Origin of the sequence: Neorhizobium huautlense (genome assembly GCF_030811685.1) — a bacterium.
GTDB lineage: Bacteria > Pseudomonadota > Alphaproteobacteria > Rhizobiales > Rhizobiaceae > Neorhizobium > Neorhizobium huautlense_A.
The window spans coordinates 25610-50889 of sequence record NZ_JAUSRF010000027.1 but is presented as its reverse complement, the minus strand read 5'-3'; the positions used below and the strand labels follow the sequence as shown (position 1 = coordinate 50889).

The following is a 25280-nucleotide window of genomic DNA, read 5'->3' as shown; positions in this document are numbered from 1 at the left end:
CAGCATTCCGCCAATTCTCTAAAGATTTTTGAGACAAGAACTTCGTCGCCAGCAGCGCCGCCGCCCTCGTCAGTGACCGGGTTATAGGCCGAGCCCCACGAAAACGTCAACAGGCCAAATTCATAAAAATGCAAAAATCGAACAAGTATATGAAATTAAATGATATATTCTTAAAAACACCATTTTATCATTTAAATTGATGCCAATATCCAGGCCCGTAACGCCGGATTTGGGCCGAACCTTCATCTCTCGATTAAGAAACTATGTCCTGCCTTCGTCCTGCCCCGACAAAATCACAATCTAATGGTCAGGCTCCATCCCGAACGGGGCACATCATTCGACATGCTTCGCTCAATCCTCACTCTCTATAGAGGGGAAGAAATACCCATTATACAGGAAGCCTGTATCAGCTTGCCCGGCAAGGGCCGGCGGTTGTTTGACTCGCAGGCCTGAAAAGGGCACATCTTGCAGCCAAGCAGCCTCATATAGAATGGCGCAAAAGCAGGACGGGCCCGCTTCGCAACGGGAAATTGGTTTAGACGTGGCATGATGACACCCCGCAACATGATCCGATCGCTCGGCAACGACGCCCCCATCCTTGCGGATGGCAGGCGCGCGCCCGACCGTCGCGAGATTTCGGTGCGCTGGCTGTCCGGCACGTTTCTGACCGGCATCACCTCCTCCATCCTGATGGGGGTCGCATTGTTTGCGGCGCTTGACGGTCGCCAGCAGCTCGCCATTCCCGCCGAAGCCTATGCCTCCATACCCGAAGCCCATGACGGCGAAGGGGTTACGCGCGGAAAACGCCTGCTCGGCGCCAACATCGTTGCCATGCCGACCGACCGCAAGGTCATGGATGTGGCGACCGTGGTGCATGAAGGCTCCAAGGAAATCATTCGCCGCCAGCCGTTTTCGCATGTGAAGATGCAGCTTGCCGCCAACCACGTCGCGACCGAGGACTATCCGTCCTTCAATCCGCTGACGATCTTTTCCACCGGCGAGAAGAATGACGATGATGCTCCCGTCAACCGTACCGGGCTGATCTACGGCTCGCAGGTCGACAGCGATGTCAGCCTGCAGACCATTCCCTTCCCCTCCACCCGCGGCAGCTATACCTATGCACCCGGCATGTCGCTCGACGAGGTCGAGGAAAACGTGCGTACCAACGGGTCGTTGCTGACCGCCGGCAACAGCCAGGTCTCAGGGCTGGCCTATGTCGATCCGCGCCGTTTCGACAATGACGAAGACCATCTCGACACCAGCAATCTGATCTCGGCCCGCGTCGTTGAAGAAAACATGACCGTCTCCGCTCCGGAACCGGTGACGCCCAAAACCCGTGATTATGCCGACGACGTCATTCCGGTGCGCCAGGACCAGACGATCGTTGCCGCCATGACGGCTGTCGGTTATCCGAAGGCGCAGGCCGCCGAACTGGCGGACAGCCTGTCGCCCTATGTCGGATCGGACAAGCTGTTGCAGGGCCAGGTCCTACGTATCGGTCTGATCCAGGAAGGCGAGATGGTGCAGATCGTCCGCGCCAGTCTTTACCGGCGCGGCAACCACCTGATGACGATAGCGCTCGACGATCGCGGCCGCTTCATCGAAGGCCAGGAGCCGATGAAGCTCGACGCCGTCAACACGGCCTTCGACGATTCAGCCCCGCCGATGATTGCCGGCCGCGAATTGCCACGCGTTTATGATGGCATCTATCGCGCCGCCCTTTCCTACGGCATGACATCCGACATGACCTCGCTGCTGGTCAAGCTGCTGGCCAGCAATGTCGACCTGCAGGCGCAATTGCGCCCGAGCGATACGATCGAGGCGTTTTTCTCGGTGGCCGACCAGAGTGGCCAGGCGACCGCCAATTCCGAACTTCTGTATGTCAATGCCCGCTTCGGCGACAACAACACACGTTTTTACCGCTTCTTGAACACCGACGACAATTCGGTCGATTATTACGATCAGGACGGCAAGAGCATCCGTCAGTTCCTGCTGCGCAACCCGGTTCCCAATGGCCGTTTCACCTCCGGTTTCGGCATGCGCCGTCACCCGATCCTCGGTTATTCGCGCATGCATACCGGCTCCGACTGGGCAGCCCCGCGCGGCACACCGATCATCGCCGCCGGCAATGGTATCGTCGAAAAGGCCGGCTGGGACAGTGGCGGTTACGGCAACCAGACGCTCATCCGCCACGGCAACGGTTACGTTTCCTCCTACAATCACCAGAGCGCCATCGCCAAGGGCGTGCGAGAAGGCGCAAGGGTGACGCAGGGTCAGGTCATCGGATATGTCGGTTCGACCGGCCAGTCGACCGGCGCCCACCTGCATTACGAACTGATCGTCAATGGCGCCAAGGTGGACCCGTTGAAGGTGCGTCTGCCGGGTGGCAAATCGCTGGATGGCAAGGCGCTCGCCAAGTTCGAGCAGGAACGCAAGCGTATCGATGCGCTTCTGAACCCGAACGGCCAGCCAGCCGATCAGGTCGCCAGCCGGTAATTTTTCGAGCTTTGCAAAAATCCGACAGTTTTGCATAATTCGCCGCGCGGCACCTTTGCCGCGGGGGATATCACATGGCCGGTGCTGATGCCGAATATTCCAGCGACGTCGCCTTCACCCCGGCGGTCAAGGCAATCCAGGCGCGAAAAGGGTCGAGACGGGCCTATGCGCATATGGAGGAAGGCGGCTCCTGGCAGACAACAATCCCGGAAAACCTGAAGCTGTTCATCGAAAGCCGCATCAGCTTTTATCTCGCCACAGCGAGTGCCGATGGCCAGCCTTATATCCAGCATCGCGGCGGCCCGCCGGGTTTTCTGAAAGTGCTCGACGAAAAGACACTCGGTTTCGCGGATTTTGCCGGAAACCGGCAATATGTGACGCAAGGCAACCTGACCGAAAACCGAAGAGTCCAGCTATTCCTGATGGATTATGCCCACCGGCGGCGGATAAAAATCTGGGGTACGGCAGAAGTGATCGAGGATGATGCGGACCTGATCGCCCGTCTGACGCCAACGGACTATAATGCCCGGATCGAACAGGCGATCGTCATTTCCGTCAGCGCCTGGGACGTCAACTGTCCGCAGCATATTCCGCAGATGTTCGAGGCTTCTGCCGTGGAGGCGGCGCTGGCGCAAAAGGATCGGCGGATTGCCGAGCTGGAACGGGAGCTGAAGGCGCTGAAGAACAGGTAGACGGATATTGCCGCGCTGATCCGCATGCGTTTACCGGCTGCACGGCCATCACCACTTCGAAACCGAAGAACAAAATCCGCGTTACTTAAAATTGAAGAAATCCGGTTTAACAACCGGAATGGATTGTATGATGTCATCTGCCTCAATTCGCTTGAGGGGTTGAGGATGATTGACAGTCTATTCATGTTCGGCGGACGCCTGAACAGACTTCAGTATTTTTTCGCCGGCATGCTCATCAGTCTCATTGCCGGTGCCATTCTTGGTGTTGCTTTCTTTTCAATGGCAGCAGCGGATGCAGGCATCGGCGGGTTCGCGATACTCGTTTTCTTCGGCCTGCCTTTCCTCTGGATGTCGATCAGCATGCAGGCGGTACGAATTCGTGATATCGGCCTCAATCCGTTGCCCGTCATCGGCGGATTGATGGCTTTTTATACTGTCGCCCACCTCGCCGGCATGGCGGCAGCGGGCGTGGAAATGAAGCTTGTGTTTTCAGGCCTGAACCTCGTTGTGCAACTCCTGCATTGCCTGTTTCTTCTGTTCATGCCGGGTGACAGCTTTTCCCGCAACGCTCCGCCACCATCTTTCGACAATATGCCGGGCGGTGATCGATATGGCAGGACCGCGTGGGATGACAGTGCCATTCCCTCGACATCGGCCCAGGCACATTATGCGTCACCGCAACCGGCACCCGTTCGCGCGACCCGGCAGCCACAATCCCATGCCAAACCCGCCTTCGGTCGTCGCGGATTGTAGACGCGGGCAATCCTGCCATCGACCTTTAGTGACCTGGCAACTGGAGATAGCAGATAATCAGGGGAAGTAATTCATGACAAGACAGCGTCAGCTCAAAGCTCTGGAAGAGGAATATATCGAACTGCTGCTCGATGCGCTCAAGCGTTGTGCAGCCGGAAAGTCCGGGCTTTTCGGCCAAAATGACGCGACCATCGCTACATTGAACAAACACATGCAGAAGCGGCTGACCTCATCCGACGCCTCGGAATTACTGGATCTTGGTGATCAGATCACGATGCTCCGAAGCCGGCTGGGCTACAGCGAACCGTTCGCACCACATGCACGGCTGATGGAGGTCCGCTCAAGCCATCACGCGAACACACCCGGCGAACCAAAACTGGCGCAGATCTGGCTGAAAGACATGACCGGGCTTTGCTGACCAATCATCAAAAAAACCGCGCCAGTCACCCGGCGCGGCCTTCTCTATTCACTCTAACTTCGCAGCAACCTTACGCCGCTTCGCTCATGCTGCCCTTCACGCGAAACAGCAGCCGGTCCGAACCGGATGTCACCTTGACGGTCGAACCATCCGGGATCTTTCCACCCAGAATGTCTTCCGCCAGCGGGTCCTGCACGAATTTCTGGATCACCCGCTTCAGCGGGCGGGCACCATAAACCGGGTCATACCCCTTGTCGGCTAGCCAGATGCGGGCATCGTCATCCAGTTCCAGTTCAATCTTGCGATCGGCCAGAAGTTTCAGCAGACGCTGCAGCTGGATATCGACAATCGCACCCATGTCATCGCGTTTCAGGCGATGGAACAGGATGATGTCATCGACACGGTTCAGGAACTCGGGCCGGAAATGGCCTTTCACCTGCGCCATCACCAGTTCGCGCACGCTGTCACTGTCGTCGCCATCCTTCATCTGCGTCAAAAACTCGGAACCGAGGTTCGAGGTCATGATGATGATGGTGTTCTTGAAGTCCACCGTGCGGCCCTGCCCGTCCGTCAGGCGACCGTCATCCAGCACCTGCAGAAGAACGTTGAACACGTCCGGATGCGCCTTTTCGATCTCGTCGAACAGCACGACCTGATAGGGTTTGCGCCGCACCGCCTCGGTCAGCGCGCCGCCTTCGTCATAACCGACATAACCCGGAGGAGCGCCGATAAGCCGCGAGACGGAATGCTTTTCCATATATTCCGACATGTCGAGCCGCACCATCGCGGTCTCGTCGTCGAACAGGAACCGCGCCAGCGATTTGGTCAGCTCGGTCTTGCCGACACCGGTCGGGCCCAGAAAGATGAACGAACCGATCGGCCGGTTCGGATCCTGCAGGCCAGCGCGCGAACGGCGAACGGCCCGCGATACGGCCTGAACCGCATCACCCTGGCCGACGACCGACAGTGCCAGTTCGTCTTCCATGCGCAGCAGCTTTTCGCGCTGGCCTTCCAGCATTTTGTCGACCGGGATGCCGGTCCAGCGGGACACAACATGCGCGATCGCATCCGGATCGACCACTTCCTGCACCATGGCATTGGCGGTGGTATCCTGTGCTTCGGCCTCGGCGAGACGCTTTTCCAGATCGGGAATGACGCCATAGGTCAGTTCGCCGGCACGCTGGAATTCCGCCTTGCGCTGGGCAATCGCCAACTCGTTGCGGGCATCGTCGAGCTGCTTTTTCAGGTCTGCGGCAAGGCCAAGCTTCTGCTTTTCCGCCTGCCAGCGCGCCGTCAGCGCATCCGCCTGTTCTTCCAGAGACGTCACCTCGGTTTCGAGACGGGTCAACCGGTCAGCCGAAGCACTGTCGGTTTCCTTCTTCAGGGCTTCGCGCTCGATCTTCAGCTGCATGATGCGGCGGTCGAGTTCGTCCAGTTCTTCCGGCTTCGAATCCACCTGCATACGCAGCCGCGATGCGGCTTCGTCCATCAGGTCGATGGCCTTGTCCGGCAGGAAACGGTCGGTGATGTAGCGGTTCGACAAGGTTGCCGCAGCAACCAGCGCGGAGTCCGAGATGCGCACCTTGTGGTGCTGCTCGTATTTTTCCTTCAGGCCGCGCAGGATCGAGATCGTGTCCTCGACCGTCGGTTCTTCCACCATCACGGGCTGGAAACGACGGGCAAGAGCGGGATCCTTTTCCACGTGCTTGCGGTATTCATCGAGCGTGGTCGCACCAACGCAATGCAGCTCACCACGCGCAAGCGCGGGCTTCAGCAGGTTGGAGGCATCCATCGCGCCATCGGATTTACCGGCACCGACCAGCGTGTGCATCTCGTCAATGAACAGGATGATATTGCCGTTTTCCGCCTGCACTTCGTTGAGCACGGCTTTCAGACGTTCCTCGAACTCGCCGCGATATTTTGCGCCGGCAATCAACGCGCCCATGTCGAGCGCCATCAACTGCTTGTCTTTGAGACTTTCCGGCACGTCGCCATTAACGATGCGCAGCGCCAGACCTTCGGCAATCGCCGTCTTGCCGACGCCGGGTTCACCGATCAGGACCGGGTTGTTCTTGGTGCGGCGCGACAGGACCTGGATCGTGCGGCGGATTTCGTCGTCACGGCCGATCACCGGGTCGAGTTTTCCTTCGCGCGCATCCGTGGTCAGGTCGCGGGCATATTTCTTCAGTGCGTCAAAACCCTGTTCGGCATTGGCGCTGTCGGCGGTACGGCCTTTTCGCAATTCGTTGATGACCTGATTGAGGCCCTGAGCCGTCAGGCCGGCCTTCTTCAGGCTGGCCGCAGTCGAGGCAGAACTTTCGATAAGAAGCGCCAAAAGCAGGCGCTCAACGGTGACGAAAGAGTCGCCAGCCTTCTTGGCGGCGTCTTCGGCAGTTGAAAACACGCGGGCCAGCGGCTGCGAAAGATAGATCTGCCCGTCGCCACCGGAAACTTTTGGCAGCTTGGCAAGGGCGGCATCATTGGCGATCTTTGCTTCCTTGGCATTGCCGCCGGCGCGTTCGATCAGCGCCGATGCCATGCCCTGATCGTCGTCGAGCAGCACTTTCAGCACATGTTCGGGGGCAAACTGCTGGTGGCCATCAGACAAGGCTTGGCCTTGGGCAGACTGCAGGAAACCGCGCACGCGTTCGGAATATTTTTCGATGTTCATTCTCATGACCTCCTGAAATCGCTTCGCCCGAAAGGCACGAAACGACGGTTGGAACCGGGCTCCCGATTGCGGCAAGCCCCAAAGCCTTAATTGCGGCTTCGGTGGAGATATGGGAGCGAGTTTTGCTGTTTTAAAGGAGTGTTTTCCAGCATTTCGTATGTTCCTGCTGCAGGCGGAACCGCGTCCTGCCGGGATGATAACCCCTTAATCAAATCGCAATCGAAAATTGCATAAATGCAGGGGTTGAGGATGTGGGGGCACAATCCGGACATGCACACAGGCATCAGTCATCAAGGCCATCTGGACCAGGAGGCAAGGCAGGTTATACGGCCTGCCGCCGAACCGCTCGTCTTTGCCGGCACCATCGGCCTTTTCGAACCCTCCCGCAGCGGAGCCCATAATATCGCAGTCCTGTTTGCAGGCTCTTTCGGGGTGGAAGACCTCTGCAGCCGCCGTTTCATCCGAACGATCGCGGAAAAGCTTGCCGATCAGGGCGTGGCCAGCCTGCGTTTCGATTATCCCGGCACCGGCGATGCACTGACGCAGACAGGCAGCGAGCCCGATTTCAACAGTTGGACCGACAGTTTTGCCCTCGCCGCCGATCACCTGAAACGGCTATCCGGTTGCGAAAAAATCGTCATTACCGCACAGGGTGTCGGCGCACCCGTTGCTGCGGTGGCCGCACCGAAAATCCCCGGCCTTGAAGCCATGGTTCTGCTCGCCCCGGTCACATCCGGCCGCATCCATGTGCGCGAACTCTCCGCCTTTCTCTCCATCAGCGTCGAAAAACTGTCGCTGAAGCCGGACGCCGAAGCGGAAGCCATTGCGCAAGTGGCGCTGCCACTCGGCGTCGCTGCCGGCCTCAAGACCATCGACCTTCTGAAACTCGAAAAGCCACCAGCCGCCAAAATGCTCGTTCTTGCCCGCCAGGAGCGCGCCACAGACACGCAGCTTGCCGAACACCTGCAGAGGCTCGGCGCCGATGTCACTACAAAACCCTTCGAGGGTTATGATCGGCTGACCATCAATCCCATTCTCGCGGAAGTGCCGCGGGCGGTGGTGGAAAAGGTGGCCGACTGGATCGCTACTCTTGCCGCCCCCTCCGAAAGTGCGTCGCGATCAACCACGCACCCCTCCCCCGTCTCCCACAGCGGCGAAAACTACCGCGAAACCCCGCTGCGTTTCGGTCGCAACAACCGGCTGTTCGGCATCGCCTGCGATCCGGCGGAAGGCCCGGATGCCACCAAGGCACAGGTCCTGCTGCTCGCCGCCGGTTATGAACGGCAGGCCGGCTGGGGCAGTTATTCCGCACGCCTTGCCCGCGATCTCGCCCGCGCCGGCCTCTCCACGCTGCGTTTCGATTGCTCCAATGTCGCCGACAGCCCCGCTGTCGAAGGTCACGAAGGCCATGTCATCTACACGGACATTCAGGTAACGGATGTTTCGGAAGCCGTGGATTTTCTGCAAAGCCAAAGCCCTGCCCCCATCATCGCCGCCGGCCGCTGCACCGGCGCCTATCTCGCCTTCCAGTCCTGCCTGCGCGATCCGCGCCTGAAAGGCATGGTCGGCATCAACCCGGAAATGTTCCTCTGGCCGGAAAACCGCCCGATCGTCTCGGCGCTGACCGAACAGACGCAGACCTTAAAGCATTACGGCAGCCGGTTTTTCGACCTCAAGACGCTGAAAAAGGCACTGCGCGGCGAAATCAATCTCGCCCGCAAGGGCAAAGCCGTCGGATCCCGCCTGAAACAGCACGCCATGCGCCCGCTTTCCAAGGCAGTCGGCGGCGTTTCCGCCCGTGAACGTGCCGTCTACGCCGCCTTTGCCGATCTCCAGCGGCGCCAGGTGCCGGTGAAAATCCTCTACAGTCCCGGCGATATCGGGCTGGAAGAACACGCACATTTTTTCGGACGTGGGCGGAACCGCTACCCGACCATCACCACGAGAACGGTTACGGGCGCATCGCACACATTCCAGCACGCCCACGCCCGCGCCGCCTATCTGGAGGCGATTTGCGCATTGGCGGACACAGTGAAACAGAAAACTTAAAGGGCTTCCTGCACTTTCGCTTTTGGCTGTTTAGGCCGCCGCGCCGGCAAGGTCATGGATTCTTCCTCGGCATCCTGCGGACCGCCCCAGAATGTTTCGAGCGTCGGCCGCTCGCTCAGGAACCGGTCCTTGAACATGAACTGAAAAATTTCACGCAGCCACACCCGCCGGCCCATCTTCGTGTACCAGCGCATGGAGTGCCGCTGTTCCGGATCGGGGTGAAACAGCAGCCGGCCAATTGCCTTCGGCCGCGCCTGAATGGCGACCTCGATCGCCTTCACGCAGAAGAACAGCATCCACGGCCGGAAATGCGCCATCGCCAGAACCTGGTGTTTGTAATCCCACTTGCGCACATCGCCCTGAATGACCCGCCGGTCCTTGGCGATGCGGAAAAACGGCGTCCAGCGGTGCGGCGTCACGTAAAGCGCCTGAATCTGGTCGGGATCATAGGACAAAAGCTGTCGAAAACCGCGCCAAAGATCCTTGAAGCGGTCTTCTTCGAACCCGACCACCCATGTCGCCATGGAAAGAATGCCGTGCTGGCGAAGCAGCCGGATCGCCTCCCGGTCGGAGGCCGTGCCGCCGCCCTTGCGGATCAGCGCCAACGTCGCCTCGTCGGTATTTTCCATGCCGATCAACCAGCGGATCACACCCGCCTTGCGATAGAGATGCAGGATATCGGCATCCCGCACGATATCGTCGGCACGGGTGGAACCGACGATCAGAACCGGCACATTTTCGGCGATCATCGCCTCGAGAAACGCCTTCCACGCCTTTCTCGAGGAGGTCGGGTTTTCATCGGCAAGGTTGATCAGCTCGACACCGTGTTCGCGGTGAAGTTTTGCGATTTCGCGCGCAAAAAGCACCGGATCACGATGCCGCCAGCGGGTCCAGAATCCACGCTGGCCGCAATAATTGCACAAATGCGGACAGCCACGCGAAAACTGCATAACCACGGCCTTCTTGCCACCCCAGTAGCTGTAGCGGTCATGGTCGATCAGCTCCCAGCCGACACGGCAACTGTCGAGATCGGCAATTGCCTGCGCCGGGGCCGTCGCCTTGGCGCGGCCGTCTTCATCGCGAAAGGCAATGCCGTTGACGAGGCCAAGCGGTGTTCCAGCCTGCAAGGCATCCATCAGGAGAACGGCAGTCCCCTCGCCTTCGCCGCGCACGATCACATCGAAAACATCGGTCTCGGACAGAACGTCCTGCCAGTGATAGGTCGGAAACACGCCGCCATAGATGAGCAATATCCCGTCATCCGCCGCCTTGATGCCTTCGGCAATTGCAAGCGCCGTCGGATGCGCCGAGGTCGAGCCTGAATGGCCGATCAGCACCGCCTGCGGCGCGGCCGCCAGAATTTTTGACAGGATGGCGGCAATCGGCATCGGCCCGAATTCGGCATCGATCAGCGACACGTCGTGCCCGGCATCGATCAGCGGCCCGCCGATGGCAAGCAGACCCAGCGGCGGCAGGTGATCATCCGGCACACGGCTTCCGATCGCCGTATGCGGCGGATTGACGAGACAGATTTTCATGCGTGCCGGTGCCTTCCGAGAATATGTTTCGGAGACTAAAACACGACTTGTGAAAAGGCATGTAACGCCGGTCGCAAGAATGATGTTGTGCAGAACAGAGACTTAATGCTGGCGCTGGAAGGCGCGAGAACTGCGCTCTCTCAACTCTGCTCGTATACCGCCCAGATACGGTCGAAACGGCGCGCGGCAAGGTCCTCGTCGCGGATCAGGAAATTGATCGATCCCGGCAGAGCGGCATCCTGCGCGTCATCGGGCCCGAGCTGGAAAAGCAGATGCCATTTGACGGCATCGGCAAGCAGCGCCTTCGCCTTCTTGCTCGACCAGTCCTCAAGCGCCGACGCATCGACGCCGTTGGCCGCAAACTGGCTGAAAGCCTGCATGTTGCCCTGGATCGCACGCGGCCAGCCGCCCAGCTGATGCCGGTCGCGCTCAGGCTGGCCCGGCCAGCCCACTTCGCCGAGCAGCCATTCGTCATATTCCGCCATCTGCTCATCGCTGAGCGCGATGCCGAGATCGTCACAGGCTTCGAGCGTTACCGTGGTCAGTGCCGAGCGGGCCTTCACCGCCATCGGTGGCAGAAGCGCCGCCATGCCGAGCGGTTTCAGTTCAGCCAGGGGCGCCGGCAGGTCCAGTCGCACCAGCTTACCGCTTTCCGTATCGTCATAAACCGCGTGAAACCCCGATCTGGAGGCAGGGTTGCTCGCATCCGGCAGGCCGATGAGATCGTAGAAAAGATAAAGCCGGCCTGTTTTCGGCAGAGCCGGATCGAAACCCGGCGCGGCTGCCAGAGATGCGAAATCGATCTGTGCAATGAAGGCGAGTGGAAAGTCACTGGTCAGCGCTTCTGCCGTCATCACCGCATGGCGTCCAGCAATCTCAGCCTCCTCCTGCGTCGGCATCGGCCCCAGATCATAGGTATCGTCCAGCATGTCGCGATAGGCCTGTCTGTCTTCGTCAGTCAGGCTGTCGTCGTTCTCCAGCTCTTTCAGTTCCAGCTCGGATTCGGCACGCAATTCTTCCAGACTGGCAGCCATGTCATCGCGCTCACGCAGGGTTTTCGTGATGAATTTCTTCGCCTCGTCAGGCGTCATCCACGGTGGTGCGATACCCGCCAGCGCCATGATGCCTGCACCATATTCCATCTCCTTTTCCGCCATCTCGCGCGAATCGGGATAAGGTGTGCGAACCGGCCAGACGAAATTGCCGGCGATATCCGGCCGGCCGCCGATCTTTGTCGCCCCGAGCGGAATGTCGTCTTCGCCAACGGAAACCGGGCCCAGCATCATCGCCGGCCGGGCGGTTGCGACAAGCTGTTTTACCGTTGCGGCCCGCAACCCCGTCTTGCCCAGCCGGCCGGCAAGGGCGATCAGGTTTTCCGGCCAGCCAAGCAGATCATATTCGATTTCAAAATCGTCCATCGACTGTTCTCCCTGTCGATTTTCCCTCAGCGGACAATCCTGTTCATCGCTGCCCCGCCGAGCATACCTAGCCGCAAACCCATTTGCACGGCGATGTTGCACCAAAAATGTCGGGATGGACAACCCGACACGACACCGTTTGTCCACCCCCGTCACGGCCGTGTGATCCTCCGATCACAAATAGATGACATGCCATTTTGTCGCAGCAATCGCGTCCCTAAATGACAATTGTGAAGTTCGGCATCATGCACCGCATGCGGCCCGGGGGTGAGCTTTACGCGTATCATCCAGAGGTAACGACCATGTCGGAAGACAAGACCACCCAGCTCATCGATATCTTCAAGACCTTGATTCACGATCACGGCCTGCCACAGGGTGTCGAGCACATCAGCGATCCCGAGTTCCAGGCATTTGCGCAGGCCCATGTCGATGAATTCGACGAAGCACGCTACGAGTGCGAAAGCCACCAGACGCTGTTCTGACATTTATGCCCGGACGGAATTTACATCCGCCCGGGCACTGAATTCTTTCAAGAGCGGCATTCCCGCCGCCCCTCCCCCCAAATCTTATTCGGCAGCCGCTTCCAGTTTTCGCGCGCTATAAGCCGCCGAAAGCTTGTCCACCTCCGCCTTGGAGCCAAAAATTACCGGCACGCGCTGATGCAGGCCGGTCGGCTCGAGATCGAGGATTTTTGTCTCGCCGATGATCGCTTCGCCACCGGCGGCTTCCACCAGAAGACCGATCGGATTGGCTTCGTAAAGCAGGCGAAGGCGGCCGCCCGAAGCCGGCTTGTTGCGGTCGGCCGGATAAAGGAACACGCCGCCGCGGTTGAAGATACGGTGCGTATCGGCCACCATCGAGCCCACCCAGCGCATGTTGTGACCGGTATCGATCGCCTCCTCGATATAGGCGGCAACCACATCATCCCACGAAGCGCGACGCGCGGCGTTGATGGCGAATTCCTTGGCTTCGGGCGCAATTTTCGCATCCGCCGTGGTCAGCACATAGGTGCCTTCGCCATTGAGAGTAAATATCTGCACGCCCTTGCCGGTGGTCAGAACCAATGTCGTCTGCGGCCCGTAAGCAGCATAACCGGCCACCAACTGGTGACGCCCGCTCTTCAGAATATCAGCGGCCGTTTTCGCCTCGATGACGGAAAAGATCGTGCCGACCGTGACGTTCACATCGAGATTGGAAGAACCGTCGAGCGGATCGAAGATAACCGCATATCGGCCGTCGGCATGGATCGCCACTTCCGCATCCAGCTCTTCCGACACGGCAAAGGAAACCGAAGGCAGCGCGCGACACGCATCCAGCAGAATGTCATTGGAAAGAATATCGAGCGGCTTTTGCGTTTCGCCCTGAACATTGGTTTCTTCGGTGGCGCCGGTCAGCCCTTCCAGCGACGAGGTTTTCAGCGTGTCCGAAATCTTTCGCGTGGCCTCGGCAACCTCGCGCAGCACGGCGATCAGATCGTCGTCCAGGCCCGCCTGTTTCTGGCCCTCGAGAAAGGTTTCGAACGTCGTCATCGGCAGCGCCTCCTGATTGGATAGGGTTTGTGCGCAAGCGTAATGATTTTGCGCATCGCGGTAAATATCGATCACCATTCGGTAAATCACATAGCGCACTGCAATATGACGGAAATGGGCGAGGCAGGAATTTTGAGGATGGAGTGTTTCCGTTTCGGGTTTGCCCGCTCGCATGGAGAGCATGCCAAACGGCAACGGACTGCCCCACTCGCTAGCGAAACGCCGCGCGTCATCGTAAACAGGACATTCATCTGCGTGCGTTCTGACACCTTCCTCTAATCGGTTGTGCGCCCTAGATCATCACCCGCTATGAAACCAAACTCACCCCAAGAGCTGCTCAAGGCTCCCCTGCATGTATTCGGCCCCGCGGACTGGGCAAACTGGTATCCACGTCTGGCAAAACTGCTGGAAGCGGATGACGCCGGCAACCGCGCCGCCGCCGTGGAACGGCTGGCAACAGCGGTGTTCTGGGCAGAGGCCCAGCAAGAACGTCAGGTACCGAACCAGGAGAAACGGCAGCGGCTTGACTGGCTGATCGGTGTGATCGAATCCGCCATACAACGTCATGCCGATGTCCTGCCCCTGTTCCTGAAACAACTCCACTATAAGGGCGATGATCCTGATTTTGCCGATGGATTGCTGGCATGGCTGCATTCGCTTCAGGAAAAACAGATCCCGGGCCCGCAGCAGGATCGCATCGAGGCCGCAAAAATCCTGATCGGCGGGCTCGCGCCATGGACCGGCTCGATCCTGCCACCGCTGCTCGATCATCCTTCAGATCACGTACGCGCCTGCGCCGCCTGCGTCCTCGGCAGAAGCGGGCAAGGGTTTGACGAGGAAGATGACCGTTCCGACAGGGCGTTCTTCGCCGCCTTGACGGAAAAGGAAATCGAGCGTCCGGGAATTGCCGGCCCTTACTGGTCCGGGACCGGGCTGATGTATGGTGATTGGCACGAACTGGATTTTGATGTCGTCGACTGGATGCTCGACATCATAGAGAGACGTCGAGGCCCCGAACCCGAAGACATGCCATTCAACGGGATCGATTTTCACATCCACGAACTGGCCGCCGGAGATCCGCAAGCCGTGCGCCGAATGATCGCCGCTGGCAACCTCGAGCTGGCGGTGATGACGGCGACGGAACTCCAGAGCAGGGTCGAGGTAATGATCCCGATCCTGTCCGAATTGTCGGAGATCAATGATCAGCGGATCGCGGCCCAGGCGCAGATCCATCTCGCGCATTTTTACGGAATACTGCATCACCGCACTTTTCCGGAACGCATCCGTTGCCTGGAGAATTGGCGGAAAGGCGCACGTGCTTTCGTCATTCGATATGGCGAGCCCAGACGGGATAATGGACAGCTCGTCATCTTTCCGGCGAATGACGCAGGTTTCAGCGATGACGAGGCGACGGCCATCATTGACCTGGCCATTTCACCGGATCTGCGCGGCAAACTCCAACGGCATTACCTTGCCGCTCACGACGCCGAGCCTGCACCCTATAGACTTGGCCGCGATGAATTGCGCAGCTATGCGTCGGGCGCCAATATTACGTTGGTGGGCTCAGACGACGGGCCGGGCTGGCAGCGCATCGATATATCGGCCGGACGCCTCGCCGACAGATGGGATCCATGGCACTGGTAGCAGTTTAATCCCACATCCAACGACGCCCACCCTCCCCCGGAACGAAAAAAGCCGCCCCAACCGGGACGGCCCTTTTCATCTCGATCAGGCAAAAGCCTTATTCGCCGGCAACGTCTGCCATCTCGGGCTTGGCTTCGCCTTCGCCCTCGGAACCTTCGGCTGCCTTGCGCGGCTGGCGGCGCGGGCGGGCGGCGGCGGCACGGCGGCGCGGAGCAGCCGTTGCTTCGGCTTCTTCAGCTGCCACTTCGGCCGGAACACCTTCGATCACCGGCTGCGGGCCGGTGCCGTCATTGACCGCAGCTGCAGCAGGCACCTGCTCGCGCGGCTGGCGCGGTTCGCGGCGCGGACGGCGCTCGCGGGTCTCGACGCGCGGCTGGTCGTCCACCTCGGTTGCGGCTTCCGGTGCAACAGCTTCGGCAGCAGCCTCAGCCTTGGCTTCCGCCGCAACCTCGTTGTTGCGCTCCTGGCGATTGCCGCGATTGTCACGGTCCTGACGCTCGCCGCGGTTTTCACGATTGCCACGGTCTTCGCGATTGCCGCGATCCTGTCGGTCGCCACGGTTGTCCCGATTGCGGTTCTGGTTCTGCTCACGGTTTTCGCGCGGCTGCTGGTCGATGACCGGCTGCGCACCCGTGGTTTCGTCAAAATCGTTGCCGTCGATATCGTCGCCGTCACGATCGTCCTGGCCGTTATAGTCCTGGCGATCCTGATGCTGGAAACGTTCCTGCATCTGCGCCTGTGCGGCAGCAATGATGCGGTTATAGTGTTCGGCATGCTGCAGGTAGTTTTCTGCAATGACCCGGTCGCCGGAGCTCTGGGCGTCGCGCGCAAGTGTCGCATATTTTTCAGCGATATGCTGCGCGGTGCCACGGATCTTCACGTCGGGACCGGAGCTGTCATAAGTCCGTGTCAGGGGGTTCTGGCCCTTGCGGTTGAAGTTGTTACCACCACCGCCGCCGCCATTGTTGTTGTTACCGCGCCCTCGACCACGCTTATTCTGCTGTTGTCCTGGCCTCATCGATCTTTCACCTGAATTCTCTAGTTTTGCTGATAAAAGGGCCACGCTGGCCGTGCCGGCCACGCGCCGGACCAAGGCTCCACTGGCTGCATGCAGACGTCATCGTCGCTCTGCTGCTCGTGGAGGTCGGTTTGTCTGATCACGCACCAGGATTGAACCAACCCTCGAAGCTCTTCGAAAAAAGCCGAACTCCGGTCGATTCTGAACCCGAACGATAACTCGTTCATCCCCAGCTACCCAGTGCGTAATTTGAACCTAGCCCGCTTCCCGCGGAATTCCAAGCCTTTTCTTTCGCTTGTGCAAAACACGCTAAGTCTCGCACAAGCTTTGTTATTCGGCTGTCATGCTTTTGCTTGTGACTGGTCTTGCGACATTCCTTGCGCAACGTCACGCAACAGCAGAACACGATCGTTTCCGCCGTAGTCACGCACGGCATCGATCAGTGCAAAACCCTGTTGTTCAAAAATTGCCGCGACCGTTTCCTTCTGGTCGTAGCCGATTTCCAGACCGATCCATCCACCCGGCTCAAGAAACGCGCGGGCACCGTCTGCTATGTCACGATAAGCATCGAGCCCATCCGGGCCGCCATCCAATGCAACAAGCGGGTCGAAATCTCGGACATCCGGTTGAAGCTCGGGAATCACATCTGATCGTATATAGGGAGGATTTGACACGATTATGTCGAAACATCCCTCAATCTTGTCGAACCAGCGGCTTTCCCTTGTCGAAAACCGGTCCGCAACACCATTCAGGTGGGCATTGGCGCCAGCCGTATCAAGGGCATCGCGCGAAATATCGCTGCCGATAGCCGTCAATTGCGGCAGGGCCTTCACAAGCGCCAGCGCAATCGCACCGGTTCCGGTGCCCATGTCGAGCAGCCGCACCGCGCCCTTTTGCGCCGCGATTTGTTGCGCATGCGGCAACAGCGCTTCCACCAGCGTTTCCGTATCCGGTCGCGGCTCCAGCGTTTCCTTCGAAAGCTTTAGCGTCAGCCCGTGAAAATCGCGGGCACCGATAATGCGATGCACCGGCTCATGTCGCAGACGCCTCTCGATCGCGTCGGCAATCTTCGCCGTTTCGGCCAGCGTCAACAGCCGGTCGCCACCGGTAAATACCTCCGTGTTCGAAAGCCCCAGCAACCCGCCCACCAGATAACGCGCCTCGAAGGCCGCGTCGGCAAGACCCGCTTCGGCAAACCGGCGCTTGGCGGCCATCACCGCTTCGGCAAGGTTTTTCATCGTTTTATCCCTGCCGCTCGCCCAGCTGCGCCAACTGCCCGGCCTGATAATCGGAAATCAGCGCATCGACCATTTCGTCGATCTCGCCCTCGATCATCCGGTCGAGCTTGTAGAGCGTCAGGTTGATGCGGTGATCGGTCACGCGCCCCTGCGGAAAGTTGTAGGTGCGAATGCGCTCGGACCGGTCGCCCGATCCCACCTGGCTCTTGCGGTCGGCGGAGCGTTCGTTGTCAGCCTTCTGGCGCTCCATGTCGTAAAGCCGTGTGCGCAGAACCTGCATCGCCTTGGCGCGGTTCTGGTGCTGCGACTTTTCGGCACTGACGACGATGATGCCGGTCGGAAGATGCGTCACACGCACGGCCGAGTCCGTCGTGTTGACGTGCTGGCCACCCGCGCCCGAGGCACGCATCGTATCGATACGGATATCTTCGGGGCGGATTTCGATATCGATTTCTTCTGCTTCCGGCATGACGGCAACGGTCGCGGCGGAGGTGTGGATGCGCCCCTGCGTTTCGGTATCTGGCACGCGCTGCACCCGGTGCACGCCCGATTCGAATTTCAGCTTGGAAAACACCCCGCGTCCGGTGACGTTGGCGATGATTTCCTTGTAACCGCCGGCCTCGCCTTCGCTGGCGGACAGCACTTCCACCTTCCAGCCATGCGTGCTTGCGTAGCGATCGTACATGCGAAAAAGATCGCCGGCGAAAAGGGCGGCCTCATTGCCGCCGGTGCCGGCGCGGATTTCAAGGATGGCGCTGCGCTCGTCGGCGGCGTCCTTGGGAAGAAGCAGGATCTGCATCTCCTTTTCCAGCGCCTCGACCCGTTCTTCCGCTTCCGGCAGTTCCATTTCCGCGAGTTCGCGCATCTCGCGATCGGTCGCCTTGTCGGAGAGCAGCGCGCGCAGGTCCGTCTCTTCCGCAGTCGCCTTTTCATATTCGCGGATTTTTCGCACCACCGGCTGCAGTTCGGAATATTCCGATGCCAGCTTCACATAGACGTCGGCCGCCGGGCCTTCCGACATGCGCGCCTCGATCTCGGCAAACCGGCGCTCCAGTTCGCGCATCTTTTCGACAGGCAGTTTTGCCAATGACTGAACTCCAGATATGCCGGTTTGTATTCCGGCGTCCCTTTGGGCCGCCACAGCCACAACCTAGCGGTCGTCATCCTCGGGCTTGTCCCGAGGATCTGCTGTCCCATCGGCGTGGATAGATCCTCGGGACAAGCCCGAGGATGACGTTGAGAGCACTTAGCGCATCCCGCGATCGCCATTCAAGGCCCGGAAGATACCGGACAGAACGCTCGGAGCGGTCGCTAAACCGGAATGTTATGTTCCGCCGCAAACCGCAGCAGGATCTCGCGCGTCGTTTCGCCCGACAGGGAACGGTCGTCAAGGGCGGCATTCAGCGCATCGGCCAGCTTGCCGGCATCGAGACCGAGAAGCATCGCCTTCACCGGACCGATCGCCGTCGGCGACATCGAGACGGAACGGAAACCGAGCCCGATCAGCGCCATGGCAGACAGCGGCCGTCCGGCCATCTCGCCACACAGTGTCACCGGCGTATTGTTGCGCTCGCCGGCCCGCACGATGTCGCGTAGCACCCGCAGGAACGGTTTGCCGAGATTGTCGAACCGGTCGGAGACCCGCGTGTTTCCGCGATCCACCGCCATCGTGTACTGGAACAGATCGTTCGACCCGACAGAGACGAAATCGACCGCCGCCATCAACTCGTCGATCTGCCACATCAGCGACGGCACTTCCAGCATCGCGCCGAACTGCAGCTTTTTCGGCAGCGCGTGACCGTGTTTGGAAAGATGCTGCACTTCCTTGAGCAAAAGGTCACGCACGGCATGGATTTCGGAAACCTCCGTCACCATCGGCACCATCATCTTCAATTCCGACCCGGCGGATGCACGCAGAAGCGCGCGCAACTGGGTGCGCAAAAGTCCCGGCCGGTCGAGCGACAGGCGGATCGCCCGCCAGCCCAGCGCCGGGTTTTCTTCTTCGTGCGCCCGGAAATACGGCACCACCTTGTCGCCGCCGATATCGAGCGTGCGAAAAGTGACCTGACGCCCCACCGCCTGCTTCAGAACGGCGCGGTAAAACGCTTCCTGCTCTTCCAGCTTCGGCATGTTGGAAGCGATCATGAACTGCAACTCGGTTCGGAACAGGCCAATGCCTTCGGCGCCGGATTCGGCAAGCTGCGGCAGGTCCACCATCAGGCCGGCATTCATCTGCAGGCTGATGCGCTTGCCGTCACGCGTCACCGGCTCGACATCGCGCAGCGCCCGGAACTGCTCCTGCCTTTTGGCGCGCAGTTTCACCTTTTCCGCATAGGCGTTCTGCATGTCGATCATCGGGCGCACATGCACCTGGCCGTCATCACCGTCGATGATGACAGCATCACCGTTTTCGGCCAGCGCCACCACGCCGGTCGCCTGGCCGACAACCGGAATGCCCATGGCACGCGCAACGATCACCACATGGCTCGTCACCGCACCATCTTCCAGCACCAGGCCACGCAGGCTCTGGCGCGGATAATCGAGCAGCTCGGCAGCACCCATGGCACGGGCCAGAACGATCGCATCGTTGGGGAAACCGTTTTCGAAATCGCGGCCGGCGAAACCGGTCAGCTGGCGCAGCAGCCGGTTGGCGAGATCGTCGAAATCATGCATGCGCTCGCGTAGATAAGGATCGGTCAGGCGCATCATGCGCGCCTTGGTGTCGCTCTGCACCTTTTCGACAGCCGCTTCCGCCGTCAGGCCGTTGCGGATCGCCTCTTCCATGCGCCGCACCCAGCCCTGATCGTGGGCGAACATGCGAAATGCTTCCAGCACCTCGCGATGTTCGCCTTCCTGGCTGACATCACGGCGCTGCAGCATGTCATCGATGGAAATACGCAACGAACCGAGGGCGTGCACAAGGCGTTCGATTTCCTTGTCGGCATCCTCGTTGAGAAGATTGGTCACGACGATGCGCGGCTCGTGCAGAACCACGTGGCCGAGCCCGATGCCCTCGTTATAACCGTCGCCATCGATCGAGACCGCACGGGTCAGATCGAGTTCGAGACCGGGGGCTGTAATCTTTTTCAGTTCTCCGGTCGCGATCATCTCGGCGATTACCATTGCAGTCGTCTCGAGCGCTTCCGTTTCGTCTTCACGGTAATTGCGCTGCGCCTTGTTCTGGACGACGAGAACGCCCAAAGTACGGCCGGCCCGCAAGATAGGAACGCCGAGGAAGGAATGGTAGATCTCTTCACCGGTTTCCGGCAGATAACGGAAAGCCGGATGCGACTGGGCATCGGAGAGATTGAGGGGCTGCGCGGAGGCGGCAATCGTGCCGACCAGACCCTGACCCATTTTCAGCTGGGCAAGGTGCACGGCGTCCTTGTTCAGGCCTTCCGTGGCGTAAAGCTCCAGCACGCCATCGGAGCGCAGGACATAAACGGAGCAGACCTCCGCCACCACATTGCTGGCAATCTGGCGCACGATCCGGTCGAGCCGATCCTGTGGCTCGAGCGGTTCCGCCATCAACTCACGCAGGCGCTTCAACAGAACCCGCGGACCTGCCGATAGATCTCGCGTCGGCATGCTTGCTCCCGAAAACAGGTACCCTACCCCCCGGAAGCGGCCGCGCCCTTAATGTCAGGCGCGGCGAACCGGTTCACGATCAATTCTTATCGAGACCGTAAGCGGAATGCAAAGTGCGAACGGCAAGTTCGGAATATGCACCGTCGATCAGGATCGAAATCTTGATTTCAGATGTCGTAATGGCCTTGATGTTGATGCTTTTTCCGGCAAGTGCCTTGAAAGCTGTCGCCGCAACGCCCGCATGGCTGCGCATGCCGATGCCGATGACCGATACCTTGGACAGGCCTGATTCGGTCTGCACCACGTCGAAGCCGATCGCTTCCTTGTTTTCGTTCAGAACCTGCATGGCCTTGTCGACATCGCCGGACGGCACGGTGAAGGTCATGTCGGTGCGCGAACCGTCTTCGGAAATGTTCTGCACGATCATGTCGACATTGATATGGGCTTCGGCCAGCGGGCCAAAGATCGCCGCCGAAACGCCCGGACGGTCGGCGAGCCGGCGCAGCGAGATCTGTGCCTCATCCTTGGCATAGGCGATGCCGGTAACGACTTCCTGTTCCACGATTTCTTCCTCTGCGCAAATCAACGTACCGGGCGGATTGAGAAGGTCACCCATGCCCGGTGCATCGGGATCTTCGAAACTGGAGCGAACGAAGGTGCGGACCTTGTGGACCATGGCAAGCTCGACCGAGCGAACCTGCAGGACCTTGGAACCCAGCGAGGCCATTTCGAGCATTTCCTCGAAAGACACCTTTTTCATGCGGCGCGCGGCCGGCACGATGCGCGGATCGGTCGTGTAGACGCCATCGACGTCGGTATAGATGTCGCAACGGTCAGCCTTGACGGCAGCGGCGATTGCAACGGCCGACGTGTCGGAACCACCACGGCCGAGCGTGGCGATACGGTTATCCGGGCCAAGGCCCTGGAAACCGGCGACCACGGCCACCTGGCCTTCGCCCATGCGCTTGATGATGTCGGCGCCGTCGATTTCCTCGATACGGGCCGCGCCATGGGCGCTGTCGGTGCGGATCGGGATCTGCCAGCCCTGCCAGGAACGGGCATTGATGCCCATAGACTGCAGCGCGATGGCGAGAATACCGGAAGTGACCTGTTCACCGGATGCCACGATCGCATCGTATTCGCGCGCGTCGTAGAAAGGCGAGGTGGCGCCTGCCACTTTCGGCATGTCCTGAACCCAGCCGACCAGCTCGTTGGTCTTGCCGGACATGGCGGACACGACGACCGCGACCTCATGGCCGGCGTCGACTTCACGTTTCACATGGCGGGCAACGTTGTGGATACGTTCGAGGTTGGCGACGGACGTACCGCCGAATTTCATGACAATGCGCGCCATTTTAAAGACCAATACCACCCGTTCGCGCCCCATATGGCATCGGCTAAGGATGCCGGCGGACGCGTCTCCTGTCGAACGGACTTTTGTTTGAAAAGCCCGAAGTTGCCGGGTCTCTTAGCGAAAAGCAGGGTGCGGTGCAATGGTCGCATCAAGCCAAAGCGGTACGCCTCGCTCAGGAAATCGACAAAGCATCATACACGCAGACAAAAAAGGGCCGCCCCGCAAGGCAGCCCCTCTTCCCGCGCAGCCAGAACAAGGCCGGACCGGGTGTTCGGTATCGGGCGCCACCATCGGGCGGCGCGCCGGGATTATTGACCGGGGATCGGAAGGATCCGCCGCCCCTGATTGCCGTCATTGTCGTCGGGGCTCCAGCCCTGTGGCGCACCACGACGATCATCTCCGCGATCTCCACGCGGCGGGCCGCGACGGTCGTCACCTTGTGGAGGACCACGACGATCGTCATTGCCCCGATCCCAGCTGGGTGGCGGACCACGACGGTCATCGCCACGGTCGGCGCGCGGTGGCGGATCACGACGGTCGTCGTCACGGCGGTCGCCGCGATCCCAGTCGCGTGGCGGGCCACGGCGGTCATCACGGTCCCAACCGGGCGGCGGACCACGGCGGTCGTCACGATCCCAGCCCGGCGGTGGCGGTGGTGGACGACGATCTTCACGTGTCCAGCGCGGCGGCGGTGGTGGCGGGCGGCGGTCCCAACGGTCGCGATCCCGGTAGAAATCGCGGTCGCGGTAATAACGGCCCCAATAATTGTCGACCTCGAAGGTGACGGTCGGAATGCCGAGCGGACGATAATAATCCGGCGCGACATAAACGCGGTTCTGACGATAGGTCGTGCTGATATAGCTGCCGGAAACCCAGCCGCGTCCACCGACGAACGCCACGTCGCACCAGTTGACGTTGCTCATGCAGCCATGAATGGTGATCGGCGAACCGACCGGCACGACGGTCACCGCAGGGTAACCGGTGCTCGGGCCGGAGCGCATATTGACGTTCGCGGTCGCATAACCGCGCACGGCAGCCTCTGCGAGCGTCGGTGCGACCATCAGCGCACTGGTCGCGGCCGCAGCCAGAATGAATTTTTTCACGTGTTCCTCCTTGAAGAACATAGCCTGATACCTCGGTCGTCCGGACCAGGGGTCGGCAAGGCCTGCTGAGATGCCGCAGACAATGCCGAAGACGTCCCGATAGTTCCAATTTCACCGTGAACCGGGCATGAATGCGGCGTTTAGCTGATGTTTAGTCGTTTATCCCCGGCACCATATCGTGGCGTCGAAAAAACAGCAGGCGTGGAACAACCGCTTCAAAACGCGCGGTCGGTGCGCCCTGCGGCCACCAGCCTCTTGACTTCGCCTCCCTGTCAGCCGACTTCAGAACCAAAGCGAAGACCTTGATAGAGAGAATGACACCATGAGCGACGCCAACAAGACCACCGTCGATCCGAGCCAGGTCGAATGGTTTTCGAAAATGGCCGCCGAATGGTGGAGCCCGACCGGCAAATTCCGACCGCTGCACAAGTTCAATCCCGTCCGCATTTCCTACATTCGCGACCAGATCTGCGCCCATTTCGGCCGCGATCCGCGCGCCCACAAGCCGCTCGAAGGCCTGCGCATTCTCGATATCGGCTGCGGCGGCGGCCTGCTTTCGGAACCGATCGCCCGCATGGGCGCGATCGTGGTCGGTGCCGATCCGTCGGAAAAGAACATCGGGATTGCCTCCACGCATGCCGAACAGACCGGGGTCGAGGTCGATTACCGCGCCGTCACCGCCGAACATCTGGCCGAGACGGGTGAACATTTCGACGTCGTGCTCAACATGGAAGTGGTCGAACACGTCGCCGATGTCGAGTTTTTCCTGCGCACCTGCGCCTCGATGGTCAAGCCCGGCGGCCTGATGTTCGTCGCCACCATCAACCGCACGCTGAAGGCCCGCGCGCTGGCCATCTTCGCGGCCGAAAACGTGTTGCGCTGGCTGCCGCGCGGCACCCATCAGTATGAAAAACTGGTGCGCCCGGAAGAGATCGAAAAGCCGCTGACGGAGGACGGGCTGGAAATCATCCACCGCACCGGCGTGTTCTACAACCTGCTCGGCGACAGCTGGAACCTCTCGTCGGACATGGATGTGAACTACATGCTGCTGGCCAGACGTCCGGGGTGAACTGCCCCTGAAAAGGGATGATCCCGTTGGGTGAGAAGTCTGCTATGATGGCCGGAGTTGGGATTGTCCGTTCGGAAACCAGACATGTCGGAAGCCGCCAAAACCACAGTAATACTCGCCCCTGAAGTCGATGACTTTGTCCGAGGAGAGGTCGAGCGCGGCGTAGCAGCCTCTATCGATGACTATGTGAACGACGTGCTTCGGGCCCAGCAGGACGAACTTTGGGCCCGAATCCAGGTCGGGATAGATGACATTGAGGCAGGCCATTTCACGAGTGTCGAAGAGGCTTTCGCCAGCGTTCGTGAGGAATTCGGCCTCAAGAAATCGGCCTCAAAATGAAAGTTCGGTTTTCGCGACAGGCACGTGCCGATCTCGCGGAAATCACAGCGGTCATCAGCAGGGACAATCCACGCAGGGCCGAAACTTACACGGATGAGCTTGAAGCGGCCTGCACTGGCTTATCCGATACGCCCGAAGCATTTCAGGTCTTCCGGCGCCGAAACGGGCAGGAAATCCGTCGAAGGCCGTACGGTAACTATGTCATTCTCTATCGGATAAATGGACGGCACGTGGACATCTTGCGCATCATCCACGGCGCAAGAAACTACCAGCGACTTTTTCCGCCACCGGCATGATTTTCATATAACACAGATACGGAATAAACTCTCCAAACGATACTGATGCACGGGTACATCAGGATCT

The 25280-nt window shown here is 59.9% G+C and carries 20 protein-coding genes; 10 read left to right on the top strand and 10 right to left on the bottom strand.

Annotated elements, in window-relative coordinates; genetic code table 11:
• Positions 1-546: 546 nt before the first annotated feature.
• The 4 genes from J2T09_RS25960 to J2T09_RS25945 all read left to right on the top strand — a co-directional run bounded on the left by J2T09_RS25960 (position 547) and on the right by J2T09_RS25945 (position 4359).
• Positions 547-2496, top strand: coding sequence for a M23 family metallopeptidase (locus tag J2T09_RS25960; RefSeq protein WP_306839979.1), 1950 nt, complete (start codon positions 547-549; stop codon positions 2494-2496).
• Positions 2497-2570: 74 nt separating this feature from the next.
• Complete coding sequence (locus J2T09_RS25955; protein ID WP_306839978.1) at positions 2571-3188, top strand: pyridoxamine 5'-phosphate oxidase family protein; 618 nt, start codon at positions 2571-2573, stop codon at positions 3186-3188.
• Positions 3189-3212: 24 nt separating this feature from the next.
• Positions 3213-3941 (top strand): DUF805 domain-containing protein, encoded by a 729-nt coding sequence (locus J2T09_RS25950; protein WP_306839977.1) that lies wholly within the window; start codon positions 3213-3215, stop codon positions 3939-3941.
• A gap of 73 nt (positions 3942-4014) precedes the next feature.
• Positions 4015-4359 (top strand): hypothetical protein, encoded by a 345-nt coding sequence (locus tag J2T09_RS25945; RefSeq protein WP_306839976.1) that lies wholly within the window; start codon positions 4015-4017, stop codon positions 4357-4359.
• Between the two features lie 70 nt (positions 4360-4429).
• Here the strand turns inward: J2T09_RS25945 and clpB are convergent, their stop codons facing one another.
• Positions 4430-7030, bottom strand: coding sequence for an ATP-dependent chaperone ClpB (gene clpB, locus J2T09_RS25940; RefSeq protein WP_306839975.1), 2601 nt, complete (start codon positions 7028-7030; stop codon positions 4430-4432).
• A 270-nt stretch (positions 7031-7300) separates the two neighbouring features.
• On the opposite strand from clpB, the gene J2T09_RS25935 reads away from it, so the two are divergent.
• Positions 7301-9079, top strand: a complete 1779-nt coding sequence (locus J2T09_RS25935; RefSeq protein ID WP_306839974.1) for a serine aminopeptidase domain-containing protein — start codon at positions 7301-7303, stop codon at positions 9077-9079.
• On the opposite strand, the gene bchE is transcribed toward J2T09_RS25935, so the two are convergent.
• Both bchE and J2T09_RS25925 read right to left on the bottom strand, forming a co-directional pair.
• The gene (gene bchE / locus J2T09_RS25930) at positions 9076-10617 is read right to left on the bottom strand and encodes a magnesium-protoporphyrin IX monomethyl ester anaerobic oxidative cyclase (RefSeq protein WP_306839973.1); all 1542 of its coding nucleotides are present in this window, start codon (positions 10615-10617) and stop codon (positions 9076-9078) included. The genes J2T09_RS25935 and bchE overlap by 4 nt on opposite strands.
• Before the next feature lie 140 nt (positions 10618-10757).
• On the bottom strand, positions 10758-12035 hold the full coding sequence (locus J2T09_RS25925; protein ID WP_306839972.1) for a YwqG family protein: 1278 nt from the start codon (positions 12033-12035) through the stop codon (positions 10758-10760).
• A 221-nt stretch (positions 12036-12256) separates the two neighbouring features.
• Here J2T09_RS25925 and J2T09_RS25920 point away from each other — a divergent pair, with 221 nt between their 5' ends.
• Positions 12257-12517, top strand: a complete 261-nt coding sequence (locus J2T09_RS25920) for a hypothetical protein (RefSeq protein WP_306839971.1) — start codon at positions 12257-12259, stop codon at positions 12515-12517.
• An 84-nt stretch (positions 12518-12601) separates the two neighbouring features.
• Here the strand turns inward: J2T09_RS25920 and J2T09_RS25915 are convergent, their stop codons facing one another.
• Positions 12602-13564, bottom strand: coding sequence for a class 1 fructose-bisphosphatase (locus J2T09_RS25915; RefSeq protein ID WP_306839970.1), 963 nt, complete (start codon positions 13562-13564; stop codon positions 12602-12604).
• A 441-nt stretch (positions 13565-14005) separates the two neighbouring features.
• On the opposite strand from J2T09_RS25915, the gene J2T09_RS25910 reads away from it, so the two are divergent.
• Positions 14006-15208 carry a hypothetical protein gene (locus J2T09_RS25910; protein ID WP_306839969.1) on the top strand — a complete coding sequence of 401 codons (1203 nt, stop codon included), beginning with the start codon at positions 14006-14008 and terminating at the stop codon, positions 15206-15208.
• A 97-nt stretch (positions 15209-15305) separates the two neighbouring features.
• Here J2T09_RS25910 and J2T09_RS25905 read toward each other — a convergent pair whose 3' ends face one another.
• The 6 genes from J2T09_RS25905 to J2T09_RS25880 all read right to left on the bottom strand — a co-directional run bounded on the left by J2T09_RS25905 (position 15306) and on the right by J2T09_RS25880 (position 23509).
• On the bottom strand, positions 15306-16226 hold the full coding sequence (locus J2T09_RS25905; protein WP_306839968.1) for a DUF4167 domain-containing protein: 921 nt from the start codon (positions 16224-16226) through the stop codon (positions 15306-15308).
• 341 nt (positions 16227-16567) lie between these two features.
• Positions 16568-17464, bottom strand: coding sequence for a peptide chain release factor N(5)-glutamine methyltransferase (prmC, locus tag J2T09_RS25900; protein ID WP_306839967.1), 897 nt, complete (start codon positions 17462-17464; stop codon positions 16568-16570).
• 4 nt (positions 17465-17468) lie between these two features.
• Positions 17469-18551, bottom strand: coding sequence for a peptide chain release factor 1 (gene prfA, locus J2T09_RS25895; RefSeq protein WP_306839966.1), 1083 nt, complete (start codon positions 18549-18551; stop codon positions 17469-17471).
• Positions 18552-18775: 224 nt separating this feature from the next.
• On the bottom strand, positions 18776-21052 hold the full coding sequence (gene ptsP / locus J2T09_RS25890; RefSeq protein ID WP_306839965.1) for a phosphoenolpyruvate--protein phosphotransferase: 2277 nt from the start codon (positions 21050-21052) through the stop codon (positions 18776-18778).
• A 79-nt stretch (positions 21053-21131) separates the two neighbouring features.
• A complete protein-coding gene (locus J2T09_RS25885) occupies positions 21132-22406 on the bottom strand; it encodes an aspartate kinase (protein WP_306839964.1) in 1275 nt (424 codons plus the stop codon).
• 308 nt (positions 22407-22714) lie between these two features.
• On the bottom strand, positions 22715-23509 hold the full coding sequence (locus J2T09_RS25880) for an SH3 domain-containing protein (RefSeq protein ID WP_306839963.1): 795 nt from the start codon (positions 23507-23509) through the stop codon (positions 22715-22717).
• Positions 23510-23831: 322 nt separating this feature from the next.
• Between J2T09_RS25880 and ubiG the strand changes: the two genes are divergently transcribed.
• From ubiG to J2T09_RS25865, 3 genes are all read left to right on the top strand, one after another.
• Positions 23832-24578: a bifunctional 2-polyprenyl-6-hydroxyphenol methylase/3-demethylubiquinol 3-O-methyltransferase UbiG gene (gene ubiG / locus J2T09_RS25875; RefSeq protein ID WP_306839962.1), complete on the top strand. Its 747-nt coding sequence runs from the start codon at positions 23832-23834 to the stop codon at positions 24576-24578.
• 84 nt (positions 24579-24662) lie between these two features.
• Complete coding sequence (locus tag J2T09_RS25870) at positions 24663-24917, top strand: ribbon-helix-helix domain-containing protein (RefSeq protein WP_306839961.1); 255 nt, start codon at positions 24663-24665, stop codon at positions 24915-24917.
• Positions 24914-25213, top strand: a complete 300-nt coding sequence (locus tag J2T09_RS25865; protein ID WP_306839960.1) for a type II toxin-antitoxin system RelE/ParE family toxin — start codon at positions 24914-24916, stop codon at positions 25211-25213. The genes J2T09_RS25870 and J2T09_RS25865 overlap by 4 nt, the downstream gene beginning before the upstream one ends.
• Positions 25214-25280: the final 67 nt, after the last annotated feature.

Excerpts from the sequence above, each read along its gene's own strand:
- J2T09_RS25955 (WP_306839978.1), top strand. The coding sequence starts at position 2,571 with ATGGCCGGTGCTGATGCCGAATATTCCAGCGACGTCGCCTTCACCCCG.
- ubiG (WP_306839962.1), top strand. The coding sequence starts at position 23,832 with ATGAGCGACGCCAACAAGACCACCGTCGATCCGAGCCAGGTCGAATGG.
- J2T09_RS25865 (WP_306839960.1), top strand. The coding sequence starts at position 24,914 with ATGAAAGTTCGGTTTTCGCGACAGGCACGTGCCGATCTCGCGGAAATC.
- J2T09_RS25935 (WP_306839974.1), top strand. The coding sequence starts at position 7,301 with ATGCACACAGGCATCAGTCATCAAGGCCATCTGGACCAGGAGGCAAGG.
- J2T09_RS25870 (WP_306839961.1), top strand. The coding sequence starts at position 24,663 with ATGTCGGAAGCCGCCAAAACCACAGTAATACTCGCCCCTGAAGTCGAT.
- J2T09_RS25915 (WP_306839970.1), bottom strand. The coding sequence starts at position 13,564 with ATGACGACGTTCGAAACCTTTCTCGAGGGCCAGAAACAGGCGGGCCTG.
- prmC (WP_306839967.1), bottom strand. The coding sequence starts at position 17,464 with ATGAAAAACCTTGCCGAAGCGGTGATGGCCGCCAAGCGCCGGTTTGCC.
- J2T09_RS25920 (WP_306839971.1), top strand. The coding sequence starts at position 12,257 with ATGACAATTGTGAAGTTCGGCATCATGCACCGCATGCGGCCCGGGGGT.
- J2T09_RS25960 (WP_306839979.1), top strand. The coding sequence starts at position 547 with ATGATGACACCCCGCAACATGATCCGATCGCTCGGCAACGACGCCCCC.
- J2T09_RS25945 (WP_306839976.1), top strand. The coding sequence starts at position 4,015 with ATGACAAGACAGCGTCAGCTCAAAGCTCTGGAAGAGGAATATATCGAA.
- J2T09_RS25905 (WP_306839968.1), bottom strand. The coding sequence starts at position 16,226 with ATGAGGCCAGGACAACAGCAGAATAAGCGTGGTCGAGGGCGCGGTAAC.
- bchE (WP_306839973.1), bottom strand. The coding sequence starts at position 10,617 with ATGAAAATCTGTCTCGTCAATCCGCCGCATACGGCGATCGGAAGCCGT.
- J2T09_RS25885 (WP_306839964.1), bottom strand. The coding sequence starts at position 22,406 with ATGGCGCGCATTGTCATGAAATTCGGCGGTACGTCCGTCGCCAACCTC.
- J2T09_RS25925 (WP_306839972.1), bottom strand. The coding sequence starts at position 12,035 with ATGGACGATTTTGAAATCGAATATGATCTGCTTGGCTGGCCGGAAAAC.
- ptsP (WP_306839965.1), bottom strand. The coding sequence starts at position 21,052 with ATGCCGACGCGAGATCTATCGGCAGGTCCGCGGGTTCTGTTGAAGCGC.
- J2T09_RS25950 (WP_306839977.1), top strand. The coding sequence starts at position 3,213 with ATGCGTTTACCGGCTGCACGGCCATCACCACTTCGAAACCGAAGAACA.
- clpB (WP_306839975.1), bottom strand. The coding sequence starts at position 7,030 with ATGAACATCGAAAAATATTCCGAACGCGTGCGCGGTTTCCTGCAGTCT.